Here is a 25,993-nt window from a genome sequence, read left to right as displayed (position 1 = left end):
ACTACACTCAAACCTCAATTCTGCCAACTTGCTCCACACCTCAACTTGCTCCGCAGCAGCAAACCACACTCACTCAAACCTTAAATAGCTCCACAACTCAAACCTCAAAACTTCCCCAACCGCTTGGCTTATGTCACAGGATAAGGAACTCGAAATCCAGCTTCAGTTTCTCGATGAGGCATTAGATTATGTCGCCACACTGGATGCTGCGCTACTAGGGTTAACCAGTCACGGAATCGATATCGATAAAATCAATGCAGCTCTGCGTTCAGCCCATTCGATTAAGGGTGGCGCGGGCATGATGGGATTCCAAACCCTGAGCGAATTGGCCCATCGTTTAGAAGATTCGTTCAAGGTTCTAAAAATCCAAAAACATAGTGTTCAGGTTGATTCAGAATTAGAACACCTTTTGCTAACCGCTGTGGATTGTCTGCGGCAAGTAATCGCCTGGGAACGGCAATGCCTGGGAGTCAATCCCAGTTGGCTTGAAAGCTATGCAAACCCCATTTTCGCCCAGCTGCATCAGCGCCTCGGCGATCCTACCGATGAAGATGCCCAGTCGATTCTGTCACCCGAAGAAGGACAGGACATTATTCCGCTGCTGTTTCAAACCGAGGTAGAAGGCTGTCTTCAGCGGTTAGAAACGGTATTGACAACCCAAGATCCGCGCCTGCGGGAAGAAGTGCTCCAGCGTTTCTTCGTTGCGCACCACGCCAATGTGATAAACCGATGCCAGAGGTAATAACGCCTGCGCTCCTTCCATCAGCGCCAAACCAGCTCGTAAAATGGGGATGACGGCAAGCGGCACTTCTGGATTAATAAAGCTAGCTGCGCAAGGTGCCAGGGGCGTATTCACCTGGGTGTCAATGGTGGGCAGCCATTCGCGAATCGCTTCATAGGTCAGCCACCGGCCCAGTTCGGCCATGCCGCTGCGAAACAGCACTGAGGGGGTCGCTTGATCGCGGGCCACGGCCAGCCAATGTTTAATCAACGGATGAGGCGGAACATAAACGCGCAGTTGCAGAGTCATGGGTGGGTGAGATCGGGTTGAAAAGGGGATGAACTAGAGGGGAAAGTGCTGGCTACTAAGCATATCAGGAATTGGCCTCGCCGCATCTGGGCTGGGCCACCGAACAGCTCAATGCTTTAACCTCCTTTAACCTGATTGACGCTCTACTTGTGATCGCTCTACTTGCACCCTAATTGCCTTAGGATCGAAATACTTTGCACTCTATCGCCACGTTGCGGTTTTAGATTATCCATGCCAACAACTGCCGACTTCTTAACCTATACCCAGTGGACAGGCATCGCTACGCTTGCGTTTGCCGGACTGACTGCGTTGAGCTTTTTGCTCAAGTGGGGGATTCGCTTTCGGTTAGTCGGGGTGACTGGCTTCATGGCAGTTTTGACGGGCGGCCTGTTTGCCTTGGGGCTGGTGCCCTTTACGCGCACGGTGGTTCCAGGCGCAATTAAATTTTCCACCGTTTACGACACAGGTGCCACCCAAGCGGTGATTGCCGTTCCTCCTACAATTACCGAATCTGAACTCGACGCCACTCTACGGCAGGCCGCCAACGATCTGTTTTCTCCCGGACGGTTAGGTCGCGGCCAAGACCAACTGACGATTCGCGCTCGCACCGTGCTACACCCAGAGCCAGGAGTGACGCAGCCGCTGTATTTGGGGCAAATTCGCCGCTCGCTGACAGTACGGGAAGATGACCAAATGGTGCTTGAGCTATTTCCAGAAAACATCGCCAAACTGCCGCCCCAGCCCCAAGCCCCAGATGCCTCTCCGCAGAATAGTTAGGATGAAAGCAGGTTGAGTATAGTAAAGTAATCTTTACCTCACTGTTCATGGAGTTGAGGTATTTCGGCTATGACAGATTTAACGTTGCGAGTGAATTTAACAGAGTCAACCGCACCTATTTTGCCCCTGGCAATTGCGCCAGCTCAGGTGATGCGGGGAAGTGGAATGTTGGTCCAGTCTGGAGCGGCCCTAGCGCGTTTGGGTCAGCGTCCGTTGGCGGTGGTGGGCGATCGGACCCTGGGCGTGGTGCAGGCTCTATTGCAAACGACAGCCGATCAGCACCAGCTTAGCTTGGCCTATGCCAACTACGGCGAGCATTGCAGCGAAGCGGAACTGGGTAGCCTGCGGGCGACGGTTAGCGCCCATCAAGCGGATGTGGTGATTGGCGTGGGCGGCGGTAAAGCCCTGGATGCAGCCAAACTCCTGGCCTATCAATGCCATTTGCCGGTTCTGCAAGATGGCTACCTCACCCCGGCAATGGAAGCAGAAGTAGGCCGCATTTGTGATACGGCGTCTGAGCTGTCGATTGAAGAATACATGGCGCTCGATCGGCTGATGGGAGCATTGTTAACCGGTGAAGTGGTAGCGGTGCCCCGCAAGCAGTTTATTAACGTCATGGAAGAACTGGTGCTGACCGAGGCGATTGCCCGCGTTGCCGAAATCGAAGCCACCAGCGATTGCACCCTCGATTTAGGAGACATTGCTGCCTACGCCCTCAACCGTCTGCCGCCCCTCTATGCCACCACCGAAGAAGGGGCAGAATATCAGCGTGGGCGAGCTAAGGATGAACTGCAAGCGTTGATTGCTCAGCAGGTTAGTGAGGCAATTGCCCGCAACCTCGATCAGCCAGAGTTTTTCCCAGAACGGCAGGCGTTGGGTAAGAGTGCAGGCGATGAGATGCTTTCTCAGGTGAGTGTTTTGCTCAAAACCTACGCCCATAAGTACGAGGTCCGGTCCTAGTACGAGTTGGTGTCTGGCAACTGGTTGTTGCACGTTGGTTGTTGCGCATTGTGTGTTTGGCATCAGGAATGAACAAGAGCATGGCAAACTAGCTTAAGCAGTTGGCTCTTTTTAACTTGTTGTGGATACAACCATTAACTCTGTCGATTCTTCAACCGATTTTTCTGGTGATTCTCTCTCGAGTGCTGCACCCAGTGTGGCCAGCGATTTCATCTCTCAAGCGGCTCCAGAGCAAGCGGCTGCTACTCAAAACCGCAAAGCCGATCACTTGCGTGTTTGCCTCGAAGAAGATGTCCAGTTCCACCAAACGACAACGGGCTTAGAACGATATCGCTTTACTCACTGCTGTCTACCCGAACTCGACCGGGCGGAAATTGATCTGTCTACCTCATTTCTAGGCAAGTCGCTGGCGGCTCCGCTGTTGATTTCCTCCATGACGGGCGGCACCGAGTTAGCGCGGTTGATTAACTATCGGCTGGCAGCAGTGGCCCAGCAGTATGGAATCGCAATGGGAGTTGGGTCCCAACGGGTGGCAATTGAGAACCCCCAGGTGGCGGCTACCTTTGCCGTGCGTTCGGTAGCGCCAGATATTCTGCTGTTTGCCAATCTAGGAGCTGTGCAGCTTAACTACAGCTACGGCGTCACCGAATGCCAGCGGGTCATTGATCTATTAGAAGCGGATGCGTTGGTGCTTCACCTCAATCCTCTGCAAGAGTGTGTCCAAACTTGCGGCGACACCAATTTTCGCGGCCTACTAAGAAAAATTGAGCAGCTATGCCAACAGCTTCCGGTGCCCGTGATTGCCAAGGAGGTGGGCAATGGTATTTCTGGCTCGATGGCACAAAAGCTGATAGAGGCGGGCGTCAGTGCCATCGATGTAGCAGGGGCGGGCGGTACCTCTTGGGCTAGGGTTGAAAGCGAGCGAGCAGCGGATCTGCGCCAACGCCGTCTGGGGCAAACCTTCGCCAATTGGGGGATTCCTACTGCTGACTGCATCACTGCGGTGCGTTCGGTGGCGCCGACCATTGCTTTGATCGCCTCTGGGGGTTTGCGAGACGGGCTCAACATTGACTTACTCACAAATGAGTTTTTCCACACCCTTCATTTTTTGTCCTGTACTTAGCACTCAAACCTGCTTGCCTTGCCTCAGTTTGAGACGAGCGGCAGAGAATACAAACCAATAAAGTCTCTTGTGACATGGCATTTCCTGAGAACCTAAACAGACGCAATCTGGTTTTCTATCGTTTCTGTTGATGGCACGGTGCAATTCGTCCGCACTGCCCGAAACATTCCAAATCGGCAAAGTCCGGTGCCGAACGCCAATCGCATTAGCAGAATGGTGGGAACTTCTCGCACTGATTTGATAAAACCCGATAGACCGAAGCGGACTAAGCCTTCTGGACGAGCAATTCCCTGCCAGATTGAATCGAGCCAGGAAGGAAGCGTTTGCTCTGTCCAGTCTGCGGTTTCTACAGTTCCCTCAACCCATCCAGTTGCCTCTAATAATTCTGCAAATCCCTCAATGCTGGCAAACGCCGGATGAGACCATTGATCGAGCAGTTGTTGCATGACTGGCTTTTCCCAAAAATTGAGTGGAAGCTGACGATCATCCCGCTGATTCCAATCAGCAACCACCAAAATTCCGCTTGGTTTTAGAACGCGCAATAGCTCTCTGGCAAATTGTGCTTTATCAGGCATGTGAGGACCTGCTTCGATCGACCAGACGACATCAAAGCTGGCATCGGGAAAGGACAGTGCCAGGGCATCATCAACTTGGAACTGGGCACTCACCCCAGTCGGGGTCAATGCTTGGGCACGTTTAACTTGTTGAGGACTGATGGTAATGCCAGTCACATGGAAGCCATACTCCCGTGCCAGAATGCGACTACTGCCACCAATGCCACAGCCTACATCCAAAACGGTGGTTCCAGGAGGGAGTTTGTCTAATCCTCCCCAACACACCATCTCATGCACAAAGTCTTCCTTGGCTTTGAGAAAATCCTTGCGCTGCGGGGGAGCGCCATAATGCCCCAAGTGAATATGTTCGCCCCAATAGAACTCTAAAATTCCATCCTGTGTCCATTGATCATAGGAATTGGCGACCGAGTAGGACGACTGATATCGACGAGCTGTAGCCAGATAAAGGGCAATCGCGATCGCCAGAGTCGCCAATAGCAAACCAGTGATAACAAGAAATAGACTCATAGATGTTTACGGAGTTTGAGTTTCAATGGAAATGTCAGTATCTTTGTAGTCTGGCTTTCGTTATCGCTAATCACATCGTTTGAATTCAACAAGTGTGCGGTTTTGACGTTCGCGACTAGTTTCAGCTTCTCCAGTACTCGAATCGTCAACCAAATGATATCCACCTCCCACCAGCGCCAGCCAAACTGCGCCGAGGATTGACAGGCATGATGATTGTTGTGCCATCCTTCGCCAAAGGTCAACAGCGCCACCCACCAGCAATTTGTAGAGCGATCGCCCACGTCAACGTTACGATAGCCAAAGTTGTGACAAGCACTATTGACGAAACAGGTGCTATGAAAGCCCACAAATAAACGCACGAAAATACCCCACACGACAAAGGGCATTCCACCTAGCCCGTAGAGGAGCACCGCTAATGCAATTTGCAGTCTGATTGGTACAGCTCACTACTAACAGAATTGGTAACGCTGCTAAACCAACACTAAATACACGATTAGAAACCATAGAAAACCTCGCTTTCACAAGCTTTTGTAGAAAAGGCAGTGCTATTTGAAACATCTGCAGTCTAGATTATAGACAGACAGTTATATGAAACTGATAGGAAATCGAACATTATGTAGCAGTAATAGCAGCGAAAGATATAAATAAGCGTCAGGAGAACGTTTAAGCATAAATGTCCGCTTAGTTTACTTGCGCTGTCGCTATGCTGCAAAAAACTGTCTAGCTCACAGCGAACCTCCTCTCAAACGAACTGAAAATCGCAGCGAAGAGTTGCTTAGCAGCTTTGTCGGTCAACTGCGGGGTCGCTAATAATTGGCCTCATCGGTTCTTGGCAGATACTCAGCAGCAGCCCGTCGAGCGGCGAGTGCAGCAAACAGGAAAGCAATGCCATTGAACAGCAAGCTAATTCCAACGTATAAACCAATCAACCACAAAGCGCTAAAGGGAAACCGATTCAGCACCATAATGCCTAGAATTAGCGTTACGATGCCGCTTAACGCGACCAACCACGACATTCCCCGCCCTGTTCGATTGGTAAAGGCCATGATGATGGTAAAAATGCCCTCAACAACAAACAGAATCCCAAAGGCAAATGTGAGTGCTACTACTGAGGCTGCAATATTGAACAGAATGTAAATACCCGCAATCACGTAGAAAATACCTACCACAAGGCTCCACCAGAATCCTCGCAGTGGTCTGGCTTTAAAAGCCTGAATAATTCTAATTACGCCGCCGATCAGGGTAATCCAACCGATCAGAACCGTAAAAAAAGCAGAGGCGATCACAGGTGATGAGATCGCTAGAATGCCGAGAATGATCAGGGCAATACTGAGGGCAATGATCCAGCCGGTAGATTTTCGGACATCGATATAAGAAGGCAAATCAGCATACATAGAACAGTCCTCGTTGATGTAAATTAGTTCATAGGTCAAAAGCAGATGAATCGCAGTATTGCTACCAAGTCTTATGGCCTACCAAGTTTTATGGCCTACCAAGTTTTATGGCCTACCAAGTCTTACCTACAAAGGCTGAGATGCGAATAGATTCAACCCCAAGCGTTCAGAAAGGAATTTGGCTACCAGTTGGCCTTTAACGCTATTCCCGGCAGTATCCAGAGGTGGTGCAAAGGTGCAAAGGCTGCCTTTACCGGGTGAAACCGTTACTATGCCGCCACTGACGCCACTTTTACCGGGCAAACCAGTTTCATACAGCCAGTCGCCAGAGTTTTCGTAGAGACCGGCAGTCACCATCACCGCTAGCACATGTTGACAGTGGATAGCATCGATGACTCGCTCCTTTGTGACCGGATTGACGCCACCGTTTGCTAACGTCGCGGCCATGACAGCCAGATCCTTCGCAGTGACATTCAGCGAACATTGCTTGGTGTAAATATCAGTGGCAGCAATCGGATCGAAAAAGATGCGGTCGTAAGCCTGGAGAATCTTAGCAATGCCTTTGTTTCGCTGGTTTGTTGCGGCTTCGGATTGATAGATTTCCTGGGCCAGGAGTCAGGTGTCGGGAGTCAAGAGTTGGAGTGAGGGCCAGTACAGCGCCAGACAATCCGTATCCATGTTTGAGCAGCAACTCCAGCAGAATGTAAGCGTCAGTTGGATCGTCTTTGGCGCGAGAGGGTGTGAAAGCTCGACGATACTTTGCCACGGTTTGTGGATTGACTGGCAAAGTTGCAGAGTCATTAATTGAAGATTAGGCAGGGTTTTTGCAGGAAAGATAGCAGCGTTGATTACGGGATAACCAGTCAAATGTATAGTTTGATCAATCTATCCGACTGTCCAGCTTACTGCAACTCGGCCAGTTCTAACCAGCGTTCAGTGCTGGATTCAATTGTATGTTCCAATTCAGCCAACTTTTCAGTCAACGTCTGCATTGCTGTGAAGTCAGCTGGCGGGTTGCTATAAAGGGTTTTCTCCAGTTCTGTTTTCTCGGCTTCTAACTGCGGAATCTGGATTTCTAGCTGTTCCAATTCGCGTTTTTCTTTGTAGGAGAGGCGACGCGGTTTGGTGGTATCTGGACTCTTGGCGGCAGGTGCGGCAGAGGCAGATTTCTGCTCAGACTTTGACTCAGCTTTCAACTGAGATTTTGGTTCTAAAGCTTTTGTACTCTCCTCATCGACCTCAGCGCAGTAGTCCAAGTAAACCGAATAGTTACCGGGGTACTGCCGAATCAGGCCATCGATTTCGATAGCAAAAATTGTGTCTACGGTGCGGTCCAGAAAATAGCGGTCGTGCGACACCACAATCACACAGCCGTTGAAGTCTTCGAGATATTCTTCTAAAACCGCGAGGGTTTGTACATCTAGATCATTCGTGGGTTCATCTAGGATCAAGACATTGGGTGCACTCATCAACACCCGCAGTAAAAATAACCGTCGCCTTTCTCCACCAGAAAGTTTATTAATCGGCGCATATTGCTGATTTGGCGGAAACAGGAATCGCTCCAGCATTTGGGACGCTGTAATAATCGAGCCATCCGCCGTTTTGACTAGCTCGGCCACGTCTTTGAGGTATTCGATTACTCGTTGATTTGGGTTGAGCAGCAAATCTTCGGAATGCTGATCAAAATAACCGATATGAATCGTGCTGCCAATTTCCACCGTACCAATATCTGGCTCTACTCGGCCTGTAATCAGATTCATCAACGTCGTTTTACCTGTTCCGTTAGCGCCAATTACGCCAACCCGATCTTCCGGATTGAAGGCATAAGTAAAATCTTTGATCAGCACCCGATCTCCATAGGCTTTACCGATGCCGTTCAGTTCAATCACCTTTTTGCCAATCCGCCGACCGGCAGTTGAAATATCCACATTACCCTGGGTCTGCCTAAATTCTCGGGCCTGCATATCGCGGATGCGGTCGATTCTGGCTTTTTGCTTTGTGCTACGGGCTTTGGGACCCCGCTTCAGCCATTCCAACTCTCGTCGTAAGACACCTCGATGTTTGCGTTGGGAATTGATTTCGACTTCCTCAGCCTCGGCTTTTTTCTCTAAATAGTAGGAATAGTTACCGTCATAGGTGTACAGCTCGCCTCGATCGATTTCTAGAATCCGGTTGGTGACGACCCTCGAAATAGCCATCTGCCCACACCAGACGAGCGAACAATCGACGGACTTACAGAATGGTCAGGCTCTAATGCAGGAGGAGATGTCACCCCATTAATTACCTCATTAGGAGGTTCCTGGGTCGGACGCTGCAATTGAGAGTCATATCCCTTCTGTTTCACGCTTTCACCTCTTGATGGCTTTTGTAACCCGCATCCAGCTATAGGTCGATGGCATTGGCAAACGCCGCAGCAATGGAATACCTAGAGGAGCTATCGAACGGAATGGCCTAGCTGAATGACTACTTAAAATGACTACTTAAGTAGAATAATCTCGCTAAATGTTTAGTTTTGTTTAATTGCCCCCGAATTATAACCTGAACCGTGGATAGACTGTCTTCCCTCCTCTGGTCCAACTTACACGAGTGAGCAAAGAGATTTTGCTTCCGTGAAAATCGGGGCGAATTGACCAGTTGCTGATGAAATTGCAATAAAGCGAGTATTTCAGCGGATCTGAGGCGCGCGCAAGACTTGTTAGGATGGGGCGGAATTGTAGAACAATCACCCAAATGTCATGATCCCCGTAATTTTAGCTGGTGGTAAAGGAGAGCGGTTTTGGCCTCTAAGTCGGAAACATCGTCCCAAACAGTTTCTCAGCTTAGATGGCAGCGGTAGGAGTTTGCTGCAAGCAACAGCAGACCGTTTGTTGAACCTGGCCGGTGGATGGTCAGGGTTGTGGGTGATTACAGCTGCTCATCTAGAAGAAGGAGTGAGGCAGCAGCTCCCGAATCTGCCGCTAGAAAACCTGCTGGTGGAAATGGAAGGCCGGGATACGGCACCCGCTGTTGCCTGGGCCACGCTGGAAATTGCCCAGCGCTATGGAGAAGACGCCATTATCGGCTTTTTCCCCGCTGACCACTGGATTGGGGAGCAAGATGTCTTTGAGCAAACCCTGAAGGCCGCTGAAGAGCTGGCCCAGCAAAATGCTGCTATTGCCACGCTTGGCATCAAACCCACCTATGCCTCTACCGGCTATGGCTATATCGAACAGGGGGAAGCCATCGGTACATTTAATCAACTGCCGGCTTATAAGGTGAGCCGCTTTACCGAAAAGCCCGATCTCGCGACAGCAGAACAATTTTTGGCGACGGGTCAGTTTAGCTGGAATGGCGGCATGTTTGTGTTTCCAGCGGGCGTCGTGCTTAAGGAGCTGCAAATTCACGCGCCAGAGATTCTGCAACCCTTGCAGCAGCAGGGACCCTCGGCCTATCTGAATCTGCCCAAACTCAGCATCGACTATGCGCTAATGGAAAAAACCGACCGGGCCTATGTGCTGCCGGTTAGCTTTAGTTGGGATGACCTAGGGGATTGGAACGCCATCGAACGTCTGCTCAAGGATGAGAACCCCAATGTGGAGCTAGCCAAACATGTCGGACTCGATACCCAGGGTGCGCTGCTCTATGCCACCGACGATGATGATTTGATTGTCACGATTGGCTTAGACGATACGGTGATTGTTCGCGACGGTAAGGTGACGCTAATTGTCAAAAAAGACCGAACACAGGACATTAAGAAGATATTGAAACAGCTCCAGGACCGCCAGTTGTTCATTCACCTGTCCCGCGCTTTCTAGTGCTTCCCAAGCTACCTCAAGCAAAAGCCGTTGCTGTGGGTCCATCGAAACCGCTTCGCGAGGCGAGATCCCAAAAAAACTGTGGGTCAAACTGATCCACCTGGTCTAAAAAACCACCCCAGCGAGTGTTCATCTTGCCAGGGCGACCAGGAGTTGGATCATAAAACTGGTCAATGTCCCACCGATCAGGCGGGACTTCCGTAATCGCATCTCCTCCCCGACACAGCAGTTGCCAAAACGACTGCGGGTTGTGAGCACCTGGAAAACGACACCCGCTTCCGATGACTGCAATTGGTTCCATCAGCGTTAGTGAGTAGGCGTTTAGTAAGTAAGCGTTTGCGTAGACAAATGGTGAGAGAGGGCTGCGATTGTGGGATAGTTCCACAGAATGGTAGGAGAGAGGGTACACCCCAGTTCGGTTTCTAGATGATCGAGGAGAATTAGAGCATCAGCGGATTCCAAGGCATAGCTTTCAAACGGAACTTGTGTGTCGATCTCAGTAGGGTCTACACTTAATCGTTCAGCCAGTTTTGCAGCTAGCCAGGTTTCAATTTCATCAGCCGTAGTTAAAGTTGGCGTTTCTGACTCATCTAGCTCTTCCAACCAATTATCTAATATTGGTTCAACCATGGGTCACCTCATTCATCACAAGATTTTCTGTTTTTAACTACTTACCATATTGGGAGAGTTCAATTATTCTATTGCGGTTTTCGTTACTATTCTCTACAAAATTGCTCAGTAAATGTCCATCCTCCATTCTCAGCACCCGATCGGCAATATCCAGAATCGATGATCATGCGTTACTATCAAAATTGTGCAACCTTGCTCTTTGGCTAAACGCTGCATCATCTCAACGATATCTCGCCCGGTTTTGCTATCCAGAGATGCAGTTGGTTCATCGGCCAGTACCAGTTTGGGTTGGTTAACCAATGCTCTGGCGATTGCTACTCGCTGCTTTTGTCCTCCGGAAAGCTGATGGGGATAGTAGTCGAGCCGGTCTCCCAGCTTGACAAAATTCAGCATGGCGGTAGTCCGTTGCTCCACAACCCGATAGGAAATCCCTGATTGCAATTCAACCGACATGCGCACATTCTCGCGAGCGGTCAGGAATTCTAGCAAATTATGAGACTGAAAAATAAAACCAATCTGACGGCGAATCTGAACTAACTGGCTAGTACTGACACCGCATAACTCACGGTCAAATAGTTTGAGGCTGCCTGATTGCACCGAACGCAAGCCACCGATCAGGCTGAGCAGGGTAGATTTACCAGCTCCCGAAGGTCCGGTTAAGATTACAATCTCACCACCGTGAAGGTCTAGATCAATATCATGCAGAACTTGACAGCGCAAAGACTGTGAACCAAGAAAGTGGTTGAGATTGCGGATTGAAAGAATGGGTGGGGGCATTGTTGTCTTAAAAGAGTAGAAAAGAGTTAGAAAAGAGTTAGAAAAGAGTGGATTAGAAAACATCGGCTGGATCGGCTAGCCGTAATTTATTGATAGCAAACAAGCCAGACACTATGCAGATCACAATCATAAATACTACAAACAACATCGGCATCTATCTACAAGATTTAATCAGCTTCACAGACAACCTCAAGCTGCTCATTGGAGGACGTTTTGATTTCATTGATTATGAATCGATCAACCTCCTAGCCGCAGAAACAACGAGCTTGTATGATGATGCGTTTAGCCCCAGAATTGGCATTGTTTATCAACCCATCGAAACGGTTTCCCTCTATGCCAGCTACACCCGTTCCTTTACCCCCAATCTTTTTTCCAGAACCGTTGATGGCTCTCGCCTTGATCCAGAACGGGGAACTCAATATGAAATTGGTGTCAGAAGCGAATTCTTGGATGGCAGATTATCAGCAACGCTAGCTGCATACCAAATTACAAAATCTAACGTAGCCGTCGATGATCCAGACAATCCAAACTTTTCAATTCAAACCGGAGAACAAAGAAGTCGTGGCATTGAATTGGATATCGCTGGAGAAATCCTCAATGGTTGGAATGTTATTGCTTCCTATGCCTACACGGATGCGATCATTAGCAGAGATACAAGTCCGCTTGAAGGAAATCAACTGAGGGGCGTTCCTGAACATAGTGCGAGTTTGTGGACAACCTACGAAATTCAAGAGGGAGATTTACAAGGACTAGGATTTGGGATTGGGGCCTTCTTTTCAGACAGTCGTCAAGGCGATTCTAGTAATACTTTTCAATTGCCTAGCTTTGTCAGAACCGATGCTGCATTGTATTACCGCAGACCCAGTTTTCAGGTGGCTCTCAATATCAAAAACTTGTTTGATGTTCAATACTTTGAGGCAAGCAATTCTCGCGTTGCGATCGATTCCGGTTTGCCATTGACAGTGATCGCAACCTTATCCATTAATTTTTGAGTTAGGGAGTATGACGGTTAAAAAAAATCGGTTGGGACAATGGTTGTTGATCACAGGACTCATCAGTCTGCTGTCGATCGCTTGTGGTGAAAGTCTCTCTTCAAATTCATCGAACAGAGAGCCGACTGCATCAAGTTCAACTCAGTTGGTGAATCACGCCCTCGGTGAAACCAATGTTCCGACTGATCCGCAGCGAGTTGTCGTTCTCCATGACACTATCATTCTTGATCCTGTCATTGCTGTGGGTGTTAAACCGATCGCTGCAACCACCTATGCATCTGAGGAAGGAATTGCATTTCGAGGATTGACGGCTGAACAGTCTGAGGGCATTGAAGTCCTTGGAAGTATGGAGCAACCAAACCTAGAGAAAATAGCAGCACTGAAGCCCGATTTAATTTTTGCGACCCATCATTTGCATCATCAAATTTACAGCCATCTCTCGTCCATTGCACCGACTGTAGTTATTGATCATAATCAATTTGATTCCTTCAAAGATAGGTTTCGCTACATTGCAGGAGTTCTTGGGAAAAGCGAGCAAGCCAATCAAGTTCTAAGCCAGTATCAAGATAGAGTTGAAGAGCTTAAACAAGCACTGGCAGAACGGCTGAACGAGATTCAAGTGTCTGTCATTCATGTATATGGCGAACCCCTTTCAACGCCGGATGCAACGCATCACATTAGTCAAATTTTTTCGGATATCGGTTTGCAGCGACCACCGGGGCCAGCAGGCTCCACGCCACGCCCTCGACGTTCCCGGTCGCCAGCGTGGAGGGCCACTCCTCACGCGGAATCCGACGAACCTCACCCTGCCGCGAGACCACCTCGATCACCCCCGCATCCAGGTCGAACAGCCACTGGCCCGTGGTCTCGTTGCGCGCAAGGACATCGCCCGGGCCCATCAGGCCGGCGTCGCGGAGCGACTTCTCGATCTTGCCCGGCATCACCGCCAGCAGCGCATCGCGGGACCGCTGGTCCGCCGGGGCCGGCATGGGCTCGCCAAGCCCGCGGAACATCATGGTCGTCAGCACCGCCAGCAGCACGAAACCCGCCGCCGTCGCCGCCACCGGCTCCCGAGCCACGGTGTCGTAGACGGGCGTGACCTCTTCCTGCCCCTCGACCGGAGCCTGCGTCGCCAGCATGATGACAAAGAGGTAGGTAATGAGGATCGCGCCCGCGTACACGATGATCAGGGCAAAGGCCAGGAACTCGGCCGAGAGGAGCACAAAGAGCCCGGCTGTGGCAAGGATGGTCAGCACAAAGTACAGCGCGGCGTACACCGGTTTAGGGTGAGTGATGACCCGAAGCGCCCCGCCCAGCGCAAGCACACCAAACACGTAGAAGTAAAGATTGGGGAGCTGCTCCCGACCCGCCTGGAGCGAGAGCAGCAGGATCGCCAGCCCGGCGGCGGCCCCGGCCACCAACCCGCCCACGAACTGAAGGTTCAGTGTTCGCCTGGGCAGCGCCAGGCACACGCCCAGGCCACCCAGGGCCAGAAGCGTGTAGAACAACATGGGGTTGACCATCTGTTCCAAGATCGTCCCCGCAAGGCCTACCCGCGACACCGCCGGCCACGACCGATCCGAAGCCACCGGGAACCCCAGCGCGACGCGGCGGCAGCCCGAGAGAGCGGACAGAATAGGGCCGCCCTTCCACACCTTCAACCGCGAGGACCCCCAGCCCGTGCCCACCGACCTCCATCGAGTTCTCCCCAACGCCATCACCGTCGCCCGGCTCGTCATGGCCACGGGGGTGTTCGTGCTCCTCTCGTTGCAGCCATATCACGCGCGCGCACGAGCCCAGGCACTCCACGACCCCGACCTTGCGCAGGCCGCCCCGCTCGACTGGCTCTGCCTGCTCGCCGCGGGCCTCTTCGCCCTCGCCGCCCTCAGCGACGCGCTCGACGGTTTGCTGGCCCGGCGCTGGAATGCCATCACCCCGTTCGGCCGGGTCATGGACCCCATGGCCGACAAGATCCTGGTCCTTGGCGCGTTCATCCTGCTCGCCGGACCCGGGTTCACCGACCTGGCGACGGGACGCCAGATGACCGCCGTCGCCCCGTGGATGGCGGTGGTCATGCTCGCCCGAGAGCTGCTCGTCACCTCCCTCAGGGGCGTCATGGAATCCCGAGGGGTGGACTTCTCCGCCACATGGTCGGGCAAACTGAAAATGATACTGCAGTCGGCGTGCGTCCCACTTGTGCTTCTGGTGCTCGGCGCGGGCGACCCCATCCACCCCGGTCCTCAGCGCGACGCGGTCTCGGCTGCGGTCTGGCTGACCGTGGCGATCACCGTCTGGTGTTAGCAGCAGGTTGGACAGCAGTGTCAGAAATACTAAGCGAAAACATTGCCGAGGAACTAGGCAGCCAAACTCACAACATTTCCCATGCAGAGCTGCTAGCTCAAGGACTGGAAATGGGATTAAACGTGCCTGTTCTGGGCACACCTCCTTCTGAAGCCACTCTCGTTCTGCTGAAAGCTTTGCGGTTGGTGTTCGATCAGCCAGTTGTTTACAGCTTGGGGGCGATGTATGCAGTTGAAGCCACCTCAATTGCCGAACTGCAATTAGTTAAACGCCTGATTGAGTTTCTCATGGAAGGGGCACTGCCCAAACCCCTGCACTACTTTTTTGAGATGCACCTCAACGAGTGGGAGCCAGCCCATGAAGAGCAACTGCAAACTGCCATTGCGACCTACCTAACTCCAAACGATTTTCACCAATTTCAGCAGGGCTTTCGTGCTGTGATGACCATTATGGATGCCTGGTGGCATAACTTACTCGTGGAAGCAATGCTACTCAATTATGCCCAAGCCAGCAAACCAATGCATGTTCAGGAGCAAGTTCAAGATAGCGTCAATGCGGCTGTTTCGTAGATACCTAATTGTGGGGACTTAATTGTAGATATTACAGTAACAGCGTTTCTTTGGCGGGCACGATGCCCGCACTTTTGCTCTCATATCTTTTGCTCTCATATCTACTCACGCTGGCTTAAAAAGTTATTGGACAATTCAATCATGCTTTCCCAAACAGATTTCAAATTACCGAATACCACAGCTCCTACATCTCAAGGTTTACCGGGCTACTGCTACTTCTCTGAGCAAATTCTGGAGCGCGAGTACGAAACCCTATGGCACGCAACATGGCAGCTGGTTGGCCGCGAAGCGGATCTGGCTAAGGCTGGCGATTATCTGACCTGTACAATAGGCACACAGCCAATTTTACTAATTCGCTCCCAGACTGGAGCCATCAAGGCAATGCATAATGTCTGCCCACACCGGGGCGCTCGGCTACTTGACGGACACGGACATTGCCAACAAATTCGCTGTCGCTATCATAGCTGGAGCTTTGGTTACGATGGTGCTCTGCAAGCACTGCCGCAAGCCGACTGTTTTCCCAACTTAGATCGTTCCACCGTGGCCTTGGCTCCAGTACAGGTCGAAACCTGGGGCGGCTTTGTGTTTGTGCATCTGGCTGCTGATCGCCGTTTTTTACAGGAATCCCTACAGGAGTATTTAGCTGGATTTGGGGATTATCTGCGTCAGTATCCCCACGCTTGGGAAGAGTTGCGGCAAGTCGATCACTGGGAGTATGAGCACTCGGTCAACTGGAAATTTTTTGTCGAGAATTACCTGGAGTCTTATCACCTGTCTACGGTACATGCTCGCAGCCTTAAGTGTTTCGATCCAAAGCAGATTCATACCAGCCCCGATGGACGCCACTATCAAATTCAGGTGGGATATCGATCCGATAGCGAGACCCATCCTTCGTTTGCGGGAGCCACCGATTCCTATTCTTACCAAGGCTTTGTGTTTCCCAACTGGATGGTGAATACAGCCAACGACAATGTTTCGATTTTTCGAGTCACGCCTTTGGCGGCTAATCATGGCTAGTCGCGGTTGGATTTACACAACGATCGGACAACCGGATGGATTGGCAGAAGCCGAGCGGCTCTACACAGAAGCATGGTCGCTTAATCAAACCCTTGCCCAGAGCCTCGATCAACAGCAGCGCAGTTTGGATCTGGCCGTGAATCTGCTGGTGCTACGAGTTCATCAAGGTCAGACCGAAATGCAGCCTTGGCTCGATCATGCCCTGATGCTGCTAAAGCAGGATAGCATTCCCGAGTCTAAACGCGCTCTACACCTGAGCCGGATTCGCTATTATCAAGGCAGAGCCAGCTTCACACTGGGAGACTATGCTCAGTCGGAGACATACTTTTTGGAAGCCGTAAAATATGCCCAAGCCATTAACTGGCAGAAAGTGATCCATCGTTCTCGTAATTGGCTGGCCGATATCGCTACCCATCGTGGAGATTATGCAACGGCTGCCCAGATCCTGCAGGAAGAATGCCGTAGTGCTGAAGTGAGTCACGACATCTATCAAAGCGCTTGCTGTCAGCAATCCCTGGCTCAATTGGCACACATTCAAAACCAGCCAGAAGACGCCCGACAATGGGCATTGCAAGCATTAGATAATTTCGAAAAATTAAGCATGGATGCAGAAGCGGATGCAATCAGGACACTGCTACAAACCCTAGCTAAAAGTTCTCCCTCGCCAGTGTAGGTTGCCCAGATCAAAACGATTGCCCAGATTAAAACGCCAATTGCACTACACAATTAGCAGGCTTGAGTGCATTCAGTCTAGCCCAGTTGAAATGCTGTTGAATCCGCTCTTTTGTGTAATTAAACCGCTCCAACCAGGAGCAACGATCTGCCTCTCCGCGTGTACCAAATCCATTCTCGTGGAGCAAATCAGCGCCAAACAGGATTTGATAGTCTCGAACATACTGGTCTGTTTCCAAATGGGCATGCAGAACTGAGTCGGTTTCGCGATCAGGCACAAATTCTTGATCGGGATACTGTTGAATCAGAAACAAAAACTGCTGGTACCGCACCATTGCCTGCTCAATTTGCTGATCGCTCCAACCCTCGGTTTGAGAAAGCCGTTGAGCAACGGGGGCTAGATCTACTTGTGCTAGCTTGTGAGAAAATTGAGTATATTCTGCAAATCCAGTTGGAGTAGAGTTCATAAGCTTTCCCTGTGTGATGTGTTTCGATGTTTTCATCAAAACTCTGGACTCATTTTGGTGCAAGCCTCACTTAAGACTCAGTCAACTCGTTGATTGTCTCTTAGATCAGCCTCAGATCATCTTCAGCCACTGCCAACATTCTCAGAGGATGATTGAAAAATGATGAGCTGTGAGTTTAAGCTTCTACGGCTCTCGCCTATCCTCCTTTTCTGCGAGGCTACCAAAGTTACAGCAACTCCACGATTCATACCTCTATTCAGCAACGCCATCAGGAAACGATTGCTGTCTGACTGTAGTTAAGGCCAATCTGTTGACATTGCGGCAGGAGACTATAAACTGATTGACTAAGTAGGTGAGCATAATTAAACATAAAACCCAAAACCCTGCGCCGCCCGCGCAGCGGGCGGGTTTCGAATCTGGTTTTTAATCTCATCGGTACTGTCGGTTGTGAGCAGGTTGTAGTTGTAGAGGCAAGGGTAGCGGCGAATCAGGGTGCCCAGTGTGCTGCCTCCGTTGGCAGTCCAGTCGGGAGTTTGACTCACCACTTGGGCCATGCGCTTCAGCGCCATGTACTGTTCAGTTGTGCGAAACTGCCGCACCAAGTCTCGCAGGCGTTGGGTGGTGCGAGAGCGCCCTAACCCCGTTGGACTGGCATCAAACAGGGCCACGAGTTCGGGGATAGCGCTGTGCAAGCGCGGCTGCATCAGCCAGTGGTTAATGAAAATATAGGAGCTGCGGTTGAGGATAAACTTGAAGTCCTTCTCGACGAAGGGCGAATCCACAATTTTCTTCAAGGCTTGCCACACCGCATGCTCGGAATAGCCGCTGCCCTCGATGAATAAGCTGCGAAATCGAGCTAGCGATTCCTCTGGAGTTTCAGTCCGGACGCAATCCAGCAGGTGCTCATAGAGCTGCTCTTCCTCCAGAAAGGTAGTCTGGCGGTTGGTGAGGCGGCGGTTATAGTAATCTGACCATGAATCCATGAGAGATTGTATCTTATGCTACTATCGCTCGCTCGCTTACCGAACAGATTTCAGTGCAAATCCCAGTACAGATAATAATTCAATTGCCATTAGGGCGCAATTGTTTAACTCGCCGTTTCAAATCCTGAAAAATCGAGCGTTGTTTCCGTATCTCTATCTGGTTAGACGTGATTTAAGCTACATCAAGCCAAGCTGCATCAAGGCACCGAGGCGGCAATTCTAGCCTAGCTCGACCTCATTGGCGAAACTGACGCGCCGCAGAAAATGGAACGGTCCGGCAACCGATCCCCAAGCTAGCTCATCGGTTTCTGGATCTTTGCCCCGATCCAGGCTGAGCAACTGGTGTTCGTCGATCTCGAATTCGTTGTCGAGGTAGGTCTTTTTGCCATTTCGGATGACGACACAATTCTTGCCAGGTTCCACTCGGCCTTTGAAGCTTTTGCCGGTCCATTCCACTAGCATGTCGCAGCCTGGTAACTTTTCGATCCGTTCGGGAGTTAGCGTGTGCAGCAAATCGAGATTGCGAGACGCGCCATAGAAAGCGGCTTCGTCCTGGACCAGATAGTTTTCCAGCAAAATGTGATCGGTTTGGGGTGTGAATTTGAGGATGCGCAAGCGGTAGGGGTAATTCAGCATGTAGTCGTAGGCCTGCTCGAGAAACAAGCTGACTCCTGAGAGTAACTCGTAGGGCAGGGGCCGCATACAAACACGGATATGGGCATAGAAGGGTGGATTTTCGATTGCCTGGGCTTGATTGCTAAAATCGGCGGCCATCCAGCGCACCAAGGTGGCAACATCTGTCGGGTGGGTCATGAGCGGAACCGTAACGTCTGCAACAAGATCATCCCCCTTATTTTAGAGGGCAGATGGCCTGAAGCTGAACGGCATGCCTTAAATGGGCGCGGCTTCCGGTAGCTGGGGTGGCTCGGTAGCAAACCATTTTTTGTAGATTTGGGCGTAGGTGCCGTTGTTAAACAGGGTGGTCAGCCCCGCGTTAATTTTCTCTAGGGCTGGTGAGTCCTTGGGCTCGTCGATGTAAAACTCGTCGTTGTGCTCGCTGCCAGTCAGCAAGGTTCCAGCAAACCCAGAGCCAATCTCAAACCCTTTGCTAGCGGGCAAGGACATCACGCCTTTGGCTAGATCGGCCTCCAGTTTGTCAAAGACCGGCATTCCCAACCCTTTCGGCAGGTGGCGGGCTACGCATTCCACCACACCTCCAACCGAATCCCCGGTGCGCCCAATTTGCTCAATCAACTCGATCATCTGCTCGGCGCATTCTCCATCTGGACAGCGAACAATGTTACTCTCGACCTGTTCCAGCGTTACCGTATCTGGATCAACAACGCCTTCCAAGTCTTTAATGCGCTTGACATAGCCGATAATTTCAACCCCGGCGGCCTGTTGGAGAATCTTTTTAGCAATCGCACCTGCGGCAACCCGACCAATTGTTTCACGAGCTGAAGACCGCCCACCGCCCCGCCAATTGCGGATACCATACTTAGCGTCGTAGGTTGCATCTGCATGGGAAGGACGGTACTTCTGGGCCATTTCATCGTAGTCTTGCGACCGGGCATCCTTGTTCCGCACTAAAATCGCAATTGGGGTTCCCAAGGTTTTTCCTTCGAACAAACCTGACAGGATCTCACACTGATCAGCTTCCCTGCGAGGTGTGGTAATTTTGCTTTGCCCTGGACGCCGCCGATCCAGCTCAAACTGAATCTCTTCCGGTGCGATCTCTAGTCGTGGAGGACAGCCATCAATAATTACACCGACTCCACCGCCATGAGACTCGCCAAATGTCGTGACTCGAAATAGCTGACCAAACGTATTGCCCATAATCTTGCGCTACTTGCCAAGAAAACCTATTTTACCTTGTCGACAGCCATCACGGAGTAGGCAGTCGCTGGTCCTCAACACCGATTAATTCTGGATATGGGCTAGGAGCTGGCAATGCTTTGACTTCAGGCGTAACAATATGGCCGACGTAATGGGCACCTGCCTCAATATCTACTGAGCGAGCCGTAATATCCCCTTCTAGCCGAGCCGTCCGGGTTAAAATCAGCCGCCCTTCTGCCACGATACGCGCCTTGATCACGCCATGCACCACAATGTTGTGAGCTTTCAGTTCTGGGCCTTCCACAAGTCCAGTTTTAGCGACCTCTAAATCGCCTCTAACTTCAACCGTTCCGTGCACAATTCCATCGATGCGCAAATTGCCTTCTACATTGAGAGTGCCCTGAATCTCGCTAGTGGCACTTAGGTAAGTGAGGATGCGACCTTGGCTGCGTTTAAACATGATCAATCTTGGGTAATGAGTCTAGCGAAGTTCGGTGGTATAAGTATTTTGCTCGAATTTGTTCGCCATCCAGGCCAATTATCCAGGGCTATCACAGAGAGGGAGCCGGATGAATTACTAGTGTGAAGTTTACAAGGAAGCAATTCCTGGAGTCTACATCGCAGTAGACAATCATTGCATTCGTTCCGAACTGTCACTGCTGTAGTCATGCAAAAAGCGACCCCATGATTGAGGTCGCCTCGACTAGAGCTAAGAAACCTAGTTCAAGTTTTTAGCTAATTAGCCATTGATAGCAGGAGCCGTCAGGGCCAATACTACTTGCAGTAAGTGATCGACCTCTTGTTGCAACGCTTGACTTTCGGTTTGCAGGGCCGCCGTCCGCTCAGCCACCCGCTGTTCCAGAAATTTGTTTGTGTCTTCTAGCTCAGTAAACGATGCCTGGAGTTTCTGTACCATCTGGTTAAACGACTGCGCCAGCACTCTCAATTCCCCCATACCATTCACATCCACCCGCTGCTCCAGGTCGCCTTGGGCAATTGCCTGGGAAGCTTGACTCAACCGAATCAGCGGCTCGGTAATCCAACGCGAGGCCAGCACGGCTAATAGAACCGCAATCAATAAGGCTACTATACTGAGAATGAGAGTGTTACGAGTATTGGCATGGATTGCCGACATAAAATCGGCTTCAGAAGTTACGATTACAATCCGCCAGTCTAACCCTAATTGGTCTTGCCAGGGCAGCACTTGCACGAACCGCCGCTGTCCATCGAAGTTAAAGTCTGAGAGTTGGGTCGTTTGCATTTGATCAAACCCGCCGAGCGTGGTTGCTACGTGGCGAGCTGTTGCCCGAATCAATGGATCCGAACTGTCTTCCGCACTCAGGCGTTGGGGTTTGTCGGCGCTAATCGTATAAGCGATAGATGAACCTGAGTTACCCACCAAGAGGCCATTGCGCTCAACAATAAACACCCTAGCCGATGGGCCGATGTCAAGCTGGTTGAGAAACTGGTTAATTTGCGACAGGATCAGATCAATACCGATTACACCAGCCAGCTTTTTGTCGCTGTCATAAACCGGATAGCTCGATGAAATCGATAACACCTCTGGTTTGTCGTCCCACTGATAGATCTGGCTCCAGAGCGGCTGATTGGCTCGCACAGCATCAGTGTACCAGGCTTCGGTTCTGGGGTCGTAGGCTTTCTTTGCTAGTTGCCTAATACGATTGCCTTGAGCATCTGTCTGATAAACATAGAGCTGTCCTTGTGTTTTATCTTGAGATACTTCATTAATTAACAACTGCCCATTGTCTAATCGTTCTACTCCAATAAACTCACCTTGCGGATTGGCATAGCTGATATAGCCAACATTCAGCACGCGCATCTGTTTCCAAAAATATTTACCGGTTCTGTTAAAGTTTTGCAGATCCAAGATTCCTAATGCTTCTGCATCTAGATTAATTTGGTTGATTTGATTCGGAATGCTCAAGTAGTGATCCAGGTGAGCGGAAATGCGATTGCCCACTTCGGTTTGCAATTGGTGGGCCAGATCATTTACTGCCTTTTGACCATTGCGGATCGACAGCCAGGTTGTTAATCCTACTGCTGTAAACAGGGGAAGCAGGAACAACCCTGCGACCAAGTAGCGTAGGCTGATCGTTTTGAGCAGATTCCGCTGCGGTTGAAAGGGGAACAAGGCGCTGGATGGAGCCGTGACGTCAGATTCGGACAACGGATTAGTGTTTGAATCTGTAGGCGGTGAGATTGGAGTTGAGTCAGAGTGCAGGGAATCCATAGCAGTTTAGGGATGATAGGGTAAGGGCAAAGCATTCAGCTTATGGAATTTCAAATCACTGCAAAATCTTTTGTCTAAATGCTGCACCCGTGCAAAGCAGGTAAATCGGGTCGTTCAGTCTTCGGATCGGCGAGTGGCGAAATGGGGTGCTTGGAAAGCCACCGGCATCTATACAATGATTGGCGTGCTTTGGGGAATTGGAGTTCCCGCCCCTATCCTAAAGCGGTTTTATGAAGAGGTGCGTTGATTTAGCGCCCAGTCGTAGCTTAAATAGCGAATTGGTGTGGTGGCACTAAGCTGAGGCGGGGATGCTAAATATTTTTGAACATACTGTGGAATTGAGTGGGAATGCTGAATAAAATCCTGCTGATACCACTGAAAGATTTTACTGCAATACAGGACTGGTGGCTGATAGCATACTTTTTGGGGATTGTTGATGAATCGCTGGGCATCATCCTCTAGCTGAACCTGCACTTGATCGGGCTGGTAAGCTTGATTTCGCAATAGCGGGCACCCTACTGCTGCACACACCAGGGCAAAATGAATGCGCGGGTCACGAAACTCAGGCCGAATGATCTGATGCTCGATCTGGTTCAACGTGTAGGAATGCCCACCCATTTGGTAAACCGGCTGTTGAAAAAATTGCAGAAAGGCAACCCAATTGGGAATGCCGAGAAATGTGGGTCGAATCGAACGGATGGGATACACCTCCAGGATCTGATCGATCACTAGCGCATTGTAGAGGTTTAACCAAAGCGCCAAGCGCAGATTTGGATCGGATGCGTGGTTTAATTCCAGTTGGGCTATCTGATGCAGCCAATCTTTGAGCAACTGAGCTGAGGACTGCCAAGTTTGATAATCGACTCGGCCCTGGGTATCGACATACTGACGCAGCATCTGGTCCCACGGTGCAAATTCAAGCATTGGTATTTCCCCCATACTCCATCAAAAACCGTTCAGTTGTTTGCTCGTGCACTACAAACCCCTGCCGTCGATAAAACTGATAGGCCGGATTTACGGCTAGTACCCGCAACCGTAGGGGTAACTGACGCTGCTTTGCTTCTGCGATCAACTGCTGCACAAGAAATGTGCCAATTCCCTGCCGCTGAAACTGAGGTAATAAGTAGAGCTTTGTTAATTGTAGATGAGTGGGATGACGTTCTATCGCTAAACAACCAATATCTTGACCATCAAGTTGAATGATCTGGTGAGTGGATGGATCGATGGAGTCGTAGATGAGTGTCCGCTGATGATTGTCATCCCAACATCCCCAAGTCAACTCTACATAGGCTTGCATCGTTATTTTTGTCACGGTGTAAATGAATTCAAAATCAGCTTCTAAAATGGAACGCAGAGTAATATTCATTTTGAAGTTGTATATTTTGAAGTTGTATACACTGAAGTATGTTTAGCTCTCATCAGCAAGGCAGGAGCAGAGAGCAATCCCCACTCCTGCCGGCCTTTCAATCGATCAATACCCTGATTGGCAGCTCGATTAGCGTTCTAACACCGTCATGAATTTGCCTTTAGCAAAGGGAGCAGGAACAATTGGCGTGAACCGGACTCGGTCGGTAGCAATCCGCTTGACGTAGAACTCGTTGATCTGGTGCAGCACTTGGTCTCTAGTGCCAATAATCCAGATTTGCGATTTCTCATCATCGAACAGGTTCAGTTCTTCGTTCTCATCGACGACCGCTCCCGTCCGGAAGTGGGTCCCACCGAGGCGGGCATTGTCACCGAACTGGCCGAACAGCAGGTGCGTCTGGTCGGAACCTTTAGTCTGGGTACCGATTTTGCGTCTGGTAACGGCAACATCGTCATGAGCGACCAAAACTTTTTGCGCTATTTTGGCGCACTGGGACCCGATGAAGACCGCCGCACGCTCAATACGGTCGATGTCGGCCTGCTCAAACTAGCGTCGGGTGCGAATGTAGAGGCGGTGGCTCAAGCCTTGCGGAATCAGCTTCCTAAGGATGTAAAAATCCTGACCAAGGCTGAATTTGTCCAGCAGGAGCGGGATTACTGGCGCAACAACACCAGTATCGGGTTTGTGTTTTCCCTCTTGGCGACGATGAGCTTTATTGTCGGGATTATTCTGGTGTACCAAATCCTCTATACTGACGTTGCCGAACATTGGGCGGAATACGCTACTCTTAAGGCGATGGGATACTCGAATTGGTACCTGTTGGGGATTGTGCTGCAAGAGGCGATTATTCTGGCTGTGATTGGATTCGTTCCCGGCTTTCTGATTAGTTGGGCACTCTATGAGTTGGCAATGAACGCTACTGGCTTGTTAATGCAGATGACAATAGCACGGGTGATTAATCTGTTTATTGCTACGACAATCATGTGCTTAATCTCTGGCACAATTGCTGTGCGCAAAGTTCAGGCTACCGATCCAGCAGAAGTTTTTGGATCCTAAGGAGTGTCAGCATGAGCCAATCCAAAAGCCAATCCACGAGTCAATTAGTTGAATCATCAACTCTAGAAGCAAACTCGGATCCAAACGCCTATGCGGTGCAGATCCGTGGATTAAACTACTATTTTGGTCAGGGCGATTTGCGCAAACAGGTTTTGTTTGACATTAATCTCGATCTTCCCAAAGGCCAGATTGTGATCATGACCGGACCTTCTGGCTCTGGTAAAACAACTTTGCTGACGCTAATCGGCGCGTTGCGAACGGTGCGGGAAGGCAGCCTCAAGGTATTAGGCCAGGAAATTGTCGGTCTCAGTAAAGCTGAACTCGTGAATGTGCGCCGCAATATTGGCTTTATTTTTCAGGCTCATAATTTGTTTGATTCGCTCACCGCCGCTCAAAATGTGGAAATGTCGGTAGAACTGCTCGATGAATGGGGCGATAAACGCCAAAAAGCCATCGAAATACTGAGCCAGCTTGGTTTGGCAGACCGGGTAGACTACAAGCCCAGCGCCCTCTCTGGTGGCCAAAAGCAGCGAGTCGCAATTGCCCGTGCCCTCGTCAACCAGCCGGCTCTGATTCTGGCCGATGAGCCTACCGCCGCCCTCGACAAAAAATCTGGCCGGGAAGTAGTGACGCTGATGCAACAACTCGCTAAACAAGAAGGCCGCACGATTCTAATGGTGACGCACGATAACCGAATTCTGGATGTAGCTGACCGCATCATCACCTTAGTCGATGGCCGCCTCGAAACCGACGATAACCTGGAGAACTTTGTCAATACCCATGATCCAAAAAATCTGGATCGCCGCATGTTTATGATGTGACGGCTCCTAATGCTTGCAACCACCTTCATTGCTTTCTCACCTTCTCACCTTTGTTTTAATCTCACCTTCTCATGTTTCACCTTTGTCCCATTAAA

At 50.5% G+C, this 25,993-nt stretch carries 29 protein-coding genes and 2 pseudogenes; 13 read left to right on the top strand and 18 right to left on the bottom strand.

The genetic code is table 11. The features are described from left to right. Positions 1 to 130: 130 nt before the first annotated feature. Positions 131 to 742, top strand: coding sequence for an Hpt domain-containing protein (locus JVX88_RS43360; protein ID WP_211621869.1), 612 nt, complete (start codon positions 131 to 133; stop codon positions 740 to 742). On the opposite strand, the gene JVX88_RS28225 is transcribed toward JVX88_RS43360, so the two are convergent. Beyond that, complete coding sequence (locus JVX88_RS28225) at positions 638 to 1,030, bottom strand: uracil phosphoribosyltransferase (protein ID WP_317134467.1); 393 nt, start codon at positions 1,028 to 1,030, stop codon at positions 638 to 640. The two genes, JVX88_RS43360 and JVX88_RS28225, sit on opposite strands and share 105 nt — an antisense overlap. Before the next feature lie 231 nt (positions 1,031 to 1,261). Here JVX88_RS28225 and JVX88_RS28220 point away from each other — a divergent pair, with 231 nt between their 5' ends. From JVX88_RS28220 to fni, 3 genes are all read left to right on the top strand, one after another. Then, positions 1,262 to 1,807 carry a Ycf51 family protein gene (locus JVX88_RS28220; protein ID WP_211621868.1) on the top strand — a complete coding sequence of 182 codons (546 nt, stop codon included), beginning with the start codon at positions 1,262 to 1,264 and terminating at the stop codon, positions 1,805 to 1,807. Positions 1,808 to 1,876: 69 nt separating this feature from the next. Beyond that, positions 1,877 to 2,767: an iron-containing alcohol dehydrogenase gene (locus JVX88_RS43355; protein WP_211621867.1), complete on the top strand. Its 891-nt coding sequence runs from the start codon at positions 1,877 to 1,879 to the stop codon at positions 2,765 to 2,767. Between the two features lie 211 nt (positions 2,768 to 2,978). Continuing rightward, the gene (gene fni / locus JVX88_RS28210; protein ID WP_211628906.1) at positions 2,979 to 3,890 is read left to right on the top strand and encodes a type 2 isopentenyl-diphosphate Delta-isomerase; all 912 of its coding nucleotides are present in this window, start codon (positions 2,979 to 2,981) and stop codon (positions 3,888 to 3,890) included. Positions 3,891 to 3,982: 92 nt separating this feature from the next. Here the strand turns inward: fni and JVX88_RS28205 are convergent, their stop codons facing one another. From JVX88_RS28205 to JVX88_RS28185, 5 genes are all read right to left on the bottom strand, one after another. After that, positions 3,983 to 4,972 carry a methyltransferase domain-containing protein gene (locus JVX88_RS28205; protein WP_211621866.1) on the bottom strand — a complete coding sequence of 330 codons (990 nt, stop codon included), beginning with the start codon at positions 4,970 to 4,972 and terminating at the stop codon, positions 3,983 to 3,985. Then, entirely contained in the window at positions 4,969 to 5,382 is a 414-nt protein-coding gene (locus JVX88_RS28200; RefSeq protein WP_317134465.1) for a fatty acid desaturase, read from the bottom strand. Before JVX88_RS28200 ends, JVX88_RS28205 begins: the two co-directional genes overlap by 4 nt. A 396-nt stretch (positions 5,383 to 5,778) precedes the next feature. After that, a complete protein-coding gene (locus tag JVX88_RS28195; protein ID WP_211621865.1) occupies positions 5,779 to 6,366 on the bottom strand; it encodes an HdeD family acid-resistance protein in 588 nt (195 codons plus the stop codon). Between the two features lie 126 nt (positions 6,367 to 6,492). Continuing rightward, on the bottom strand, positions 6,493 to 6,966 hold the full coding sequence (locus JVX88_RS28190) for a glutaminase (protein ID WP_263975638.1): 474 nt from the start codon (positions 6,964 to 6,966) through the stop codon (positions 6,493 to 6,495). A 302-nt stretch (positions 6,967 to 7,268) separates the two neighbouring features. Continuing rightward, entirely contained in the window at positions 7,269 to 8,564 is a 1,296-nt protein-coding gene (locus JVX88_RS28185) for an ABC-F family ATP-binding cassette domain-containing protein (protein WP_211621864.1), read from the bottom strand. Between the two features lie 537 nt (positions 8,565 to 9,101). On the opposite strand from JVX88_RS28185, the gene JVX88_RS28180 reads away from it, so the two are divergent. Then, positions 9,102 to 10,160, top strand: a complete 1,059-nt coding sequence (locus JVX88_RS28180; RefSeq protein WP_211621863.1) for a mannose-1-phosphate guanylyltransferase — start codon at positions 9,102 to 9,104, stop codon at positions 10,158 to 10,160. 100 nt (positions 10,161 to 10,260) lie between these two features. Here JVX88_RS28180 and JVX88_RS28175 read toward each other — a convergent pair. The 3 genes and pseudogenes from JVX88_RS28175 to JVX88_RS28165 form a co-directional block, all read right to left on the bottom strand. Then, positions 10,261 to 10,461, bottom strand: a pseudogene (locus JVX88_RS28175) (beta-ketoacyl synthase N-terminal-like domain-containing protein); the annotation flags it as partial. A gap of 20 nt (positions 10,462 to 10,481) precedes the next feature. Continuing rightward, positions 10,482 to 10,790, bottom strand: a complete 309-nt coding sequence (locus tag JVX88_RS28170; protein ID WP_211621862.1) for an acyl carrier protein — start codon at positions 10,788 to 10,790, stop codon at positions 10,482 to 10,484. Between the two features lie 129 nt (positions 10,791 to 10,919). After that, positions 10,920 to 11,567 (bottom strand): ATP-binding cassette domain-containing protein, encoded by a 648-nt coding sequence (locus JVX88_RS28165; protein WP_317134463.1) that lies wholly within the window; start codon positions 11,565 to 11,567, stop codon positions 10,920 to 10,922. Positions 11,568 to 11,680: 113 nt separating this feature from the next. Between JVX88_RS28165 and JVX88_RS28160 the strand changes: the two genes are divergently transcribed. Both JVX88_RS28160 and JVX88_RS44490 read left to right on the top strand, forming a co-directional pair. Then, complete coding sequence (locus JVX88_RS28160; protein ID WP_211621861.1) at positions 11,681 to 12,559, top strand: TonB-dependent siderophore receptor; 879 nt, start codon at positions 11,681 to 11,683, stop codon at positions 12,557 to 12,559. A gap of 10 nt (positions 12,560 to 12,569) precedes the next feature. Next, positions 12,570 to 13,160: pseudogene (locus tag JVX88_RS44490) on the top strand (ABC transporter substrate-binding protein); the annotation flags it as partial. A gap of 76 nt (positions 13,161 to 13,236) precedes the next feature. On the opposite strand, the gene JVX88_RS28150 reads toward JVX88_RS44490, so the two are convergent. Next, positions 13,237 to 14,082 (bottom strand): NADH-quinone oxidoreductase subunit J, encoded by an 846-nt coding sequence (locus JVX88_RS28150; RefSeq protein WP_225931756.1) that lies wholly within the window; start codon positions 14,080 to 14,082, stop codon positions 13,237 to 13,239. A gap of 157 nt (positions 14,083 to 14,239) precedes the next feature. Between JVX88_RS28150 and JVX88_RS28145 the strand changes: the two genes are divergently transcribed. The 4 genes from JVX88_RS28145 (at position 14,240) to JVX88_RS28130 (ending at position 17,119) form a co-directional block, all read left to right on the top strand. Beyond that, on the top strand, positions 14,240 to 14,860 hold the full coding sequence (locus tag JVX88_RS28145; RefSeq protein ID WP_211621859.1) for a CDP-alcohol phosphatidyltransferase family protein: 621 nt from the start codon (positions 14,240 to 14,242) through the stop codon (positions 14,858 to 14,860). A 17-nt stretch (positions 14,861 to 14,877) separates the two neighbouring features. Further along, on the top strand, positions 14,878 to 15,429 hold the full coding sequence (locus JVX88_RS28140) for a DUF3865 domain-containing protein (protein WP_211621858.1): 552 nt from the start codon (positions 14,878 to 14,880) through the stop codon (positions 15,427 to 15,429). 141 nt (positions 15,430 to 15,570) lie between these two features. Continuing rightward, complete coding sequence (locus JVX88_RS28135; protein WP_211621857.1) at positions 15,571 to 16,446, top strand: aromatic ring-hydroxylating oxygenase subunit alpha; 876 nt, start codon at positions 15,571 to 15,573, stop codon at positions 16,444 to 16,446. After that, positions 16,439 to 17,119 carry a hypothetical protein gene (locus tag JVX88_RS28130; RefSeq protein WP_211621856.1) on the top strand — a complete coding sequence of 227 codons (681 nt, stop codon included), beginning with the start codon at positions 16,439 to 16,441 and terminating at the stop codon, positions 17,117 to 17,119. Before JVX88_RS28135 ends, JVX88_RS28130 begins: the two co-directional genes overlap by 8 nt. Before the next feature lie 28 nt (positions 17,120 to 17,147). Here the strand turns inward: JVX88_RS28130 and JVX88_RS28125 are convergent, their stop codons facing one another. The 8 genes from JVX88_RS28125 to JVX88_RS28090 all read right to left on the bottom strand — a co-directional run bounded on the left by JVX88_RS28125 (position 17,148) and on the right by JVX88_RS28090 (position 24,021). Further along, positions 17,148 to 17,585, bottom strand: a complete 438-nt coding sequence (locus JVX88_RS28125; protein ID WP_211621855.1) for a hypothetical protein — start codon at positions 17,583 to 17,585, stop codon at positions 17,148 to 17,150. A gap of 362 nt (positions 17,586 to 17,947) precedes the next feature. After that, positions 17,948 to 18,568 (bottom strand): hypothetical protein, encoded by a 621-nt coding sequence (locus tag JVX88_RS28120; protein WP_211621854.1) that lies wholly within the window; start codon positions 18,566 to 18,568, stop codon positions 17,948 to 17,950. Positions 18,569 to 18,787: 219 nt separating this feature from the next. Continuing rightward, the gene (locus tag JVX88_RS28115) at positions 18,788 to 19,381 is read right to left on the bottom strand and encodes a chromophore lyase CpcT/CpeT (protein ID WP_211621853.1); all 594 of its coding nucleotides are present in this window, start codon (positions 19,379 to 19,381) and stop codon (positions 18,788 to 18,790) included. Between the two features lie 78 nt (positions 19,382 to 19,459). After that, a complete protein-coding gene (gene aroC, locus JVX88_RS28110; RefSeq protein ID WP_211621852.1) occupies positions 19,460 to 20,404 on the bottom strand; it encodes a chorismate synthase in 945 nt (314 codons plus the stop codon). Between the two features lie 49 nt (positions 20,405 to 20,453). Continuing rightward, the gene (locus JVX88_RS28105) at positions 20,454 to 20,864 is read right to left on the bottom strand and encodes a polymer-forming cytoskeletal protein (protein ID WP_211621851.1); all 411 of its coding nucleotides are present in this window, start codon (positions 20,862 to 20,864) and stop codon (positions 20,454 to 20,456) included. A gap of 279 nt (positions 20,865 to 21,143) precedes the next feature. Next, positions 21,144 to 22,592 carry a cache domain-containing protein gene (locus JVX88_RS28100; protein ID WP_211621850.1) on the bottom strand — a complete coding sequence of 483 codons (1,449 nt, stop codon included), beginning with the start codon at positions 22,590 to 22,592 and terminating at the stop codon, positions 21,144 to 21,146. A gap of 291 nt (positions 22,593 to 22,883) precedes the next feature. Then, entirely contained in the window at positions 22,884 to 23,579 is a 696-nt protein-coding gene (locus JVX88_RS28095; protein WP_211621849.1) for a DUF547 domain-containing protein, read from the bottom strand. Beyond that, positions 23,572 to 24,021, bottom strand: coding sequence for a GNAT family N-acetyltransferase (locus JVX88_RS28090; protein ID WP_211621848.1), 450 nt, complete (start codon positions 24,019 to 24,021; stop codon positions 23,572 to 23,574). The genes JVX88_RS28095 and JVX88_RS28090 overlap by 8 nt, the downstream gene beginning before the upstream one ends. Positions 24,022 to 24,297: 276 nt before the next feature. Between JVX88_RS28090 and JVX88_RS28085 the strand changes: the two genes are divergently transcribed. After that, positions 24,298 to 25,077, top strand: a complete 780-nt coding sequence (locus JVX88_RS28085; protein WP_225931201.1) for an FtsX-like permease family protein — start codon at positions 24,298 to 24,300, stop codon at positions 25,075 to 25,077. Between the two features lie 11 nt (positions 25,078 to 25,088). Beyond that, on the top strand, positions 25,089 to 25,898 hold the full coding sequence (locus JVX88_RS28080; protein ID WP_211621847.1) for an ATP-binding cassette domain-containing protein: 810 nt from the start codon (positions 25,089 to 25,091) through the stop codon (positions 25,896 to 25,898). The last annotated feature ends 95 nt before the right edge of the window (positions 25,899 to 25,993 follow it).

The organism is Leptolyngbya sp. 7M (assembly GCF_018128485.1).
This window is presented reverse-complemented; position numbering and strand designations above follow the sequence as displayed.

Excerpts from the sequence above, each read along its gene's own strand:
- JVX88_RS28125 (WP_211621855.1), bottom strand. The coding sequence starts at position 17,585 with ATGAACTCTACTCCAACTGGATTTGCAGAATATACTCAATTTTCTCAC.
- JVX88_RS28135 (WP_211621857.1), top strand. The coding sequence starts at position 15,571 with ATGCTTTCCCAAACAGATTTCAAATTACCGAATACCACAGCTCCTACA.
- JVX88_RS28130 (WP_211621856.1), top strand. The coding sequence starts at position 16,439 with ATGGCTAGTCGCGGTTGGATTTACACAACGATCGGACAACCGGATGGA.
- JVX88_RS28195 (WP_211621865.1), bottom strand. The coding sequence starts at position 6,366 with ATGTATGCTGATTTGCCTTCTTATATCGATGTCCGAAAATCTACCGGC.
- JVX88_RS28150 (WP_225931756.1), bottom strand. The coding sequence starts at position 14,082 with ATGGTCAACCCCATGTTGTTCTACACGCTTCTGGCCCTGGGTGGCCTG.
- JVX88_RS28160 (WP_211621861.1), top strand. The coding sequence starts at position 11,681 with ATGCAGATCACAATCATAAATACTACAAACAACATCGGCATCTATCTA.
- JVX88_RS28180 (WP_211621863.1), top strand. The coding sequence starts at position 9,102 with ATGATCCCCGTAATTTTAGCTGGTGGTAAAGGAGAGCGGTTTTGGCCT.
- JVX88_RS28120 (WP_211621854.1), bottom strand. The coding sequence starts at position 18,568 with ATGGATTCATGGTCAGATTACTATAACCGCCGCCTCACCAACCGCCAG.
- JVX88_RS28080 (WP_211621847.1), top strand. The coding sequence starts at position 25,089 with ATGAGCCAATCCAAAAGCCAATCCACGAGTCAATTAGTTGAATCATCA.
- JVX88_RS28115 (WP_211621853.1), bottom strand. The coding sequence starts at position 19,381 with ATGACCCACCCGACAGATGTTGCCACCTTGGTGCGCTGGATGGCCGCC.
- JVX88_RS28095 (WP_211621849.1), bottom strand. The coding sequence starts at position 23,579 with ATGCTTGAATTTGCACCGTGGGACCAGATGCTGCGTCAGTATGTCGAT.
- aroC (WP_211621852.1), bottom strand. The coding sequence starts at position 20,404 with ATGGGCAATACGTTTGGTCAGCTATTTCGAGTCACGACATTTGGCGAG.
- JVX88_RS28225 (WP_317134467.1), bottom strand. The coding sequence starts at position 1,030 with ATGACTCTGCAACTGCGCGTTTATGTTCCGCCTCATCCGTTGATTAAA.
- JVX88_RS28105 (WP_211621851.1), bottom strand. The coding sequence starts at position 20,864 with ATGTTTAAACGCAGCCAAGGTCGCATCCTCACTTACCTAAGTGCCACT.
- JVX88_RS28185 (WP_211621864.1), bottom strand. The coding sequence starts at position 8,564 with ATGGCTATTTCGAGGGTCGTCACCAACCGGATTCTAGAAATCGATCGA.
- JVX88_RS28220 (WP_211621868.1), top strand. The coding sequence starts at position 1,262 with ATGCCAACAACTGCCGACTTCTTAACCTATACCCAGTGGACAGGCATC.
- JVX88_RS28165 (WP_317134463.1), bottom strand. The coding sequence starts at position 11,567 with ATGCCCCCACCCATTCTTTCAATCCGCAATCTCAACCACTTTCTTGGT.
- JVX88_RS28170 (WP_211621862.1), bottom strand. The coding sequence starts at position 10,790 with ATGGTTGAACCAATATTAGATAATTGGTTGGAAGAGCTAGATGAGTCA.
- JVX88_RS43355 (WP_211621867.1), top strand. The coding sequence starts at position 1,877 with ATGACAGATTTAACGTTGCGAGTGAATTTAACAGAGTCAACCGCACCT.
- JVX88_RS28090 (WP_211621848.1), bottom strand. The coding sequence starts at position 24,021 with ATGAATATTACTCTGCGTTCCATTTTAGAAGCTGATTTTGAATTCATT.
- JVX88_RS28205 (WP_211621866.1), bottom strand. The coding sequence starts at position 4,972 with ATGAGTCTATTTCTTGTTATCACTGGTTTGCTATTGGCGACTCTGGCG.
- JVX88_RS43360 (WP_211621869.1), top strand. The coding sequence starts at position 131 with ATGTCACAGGATAAGGAACTCGAAATCCAGCTTCAGTTTCTCGATGAG.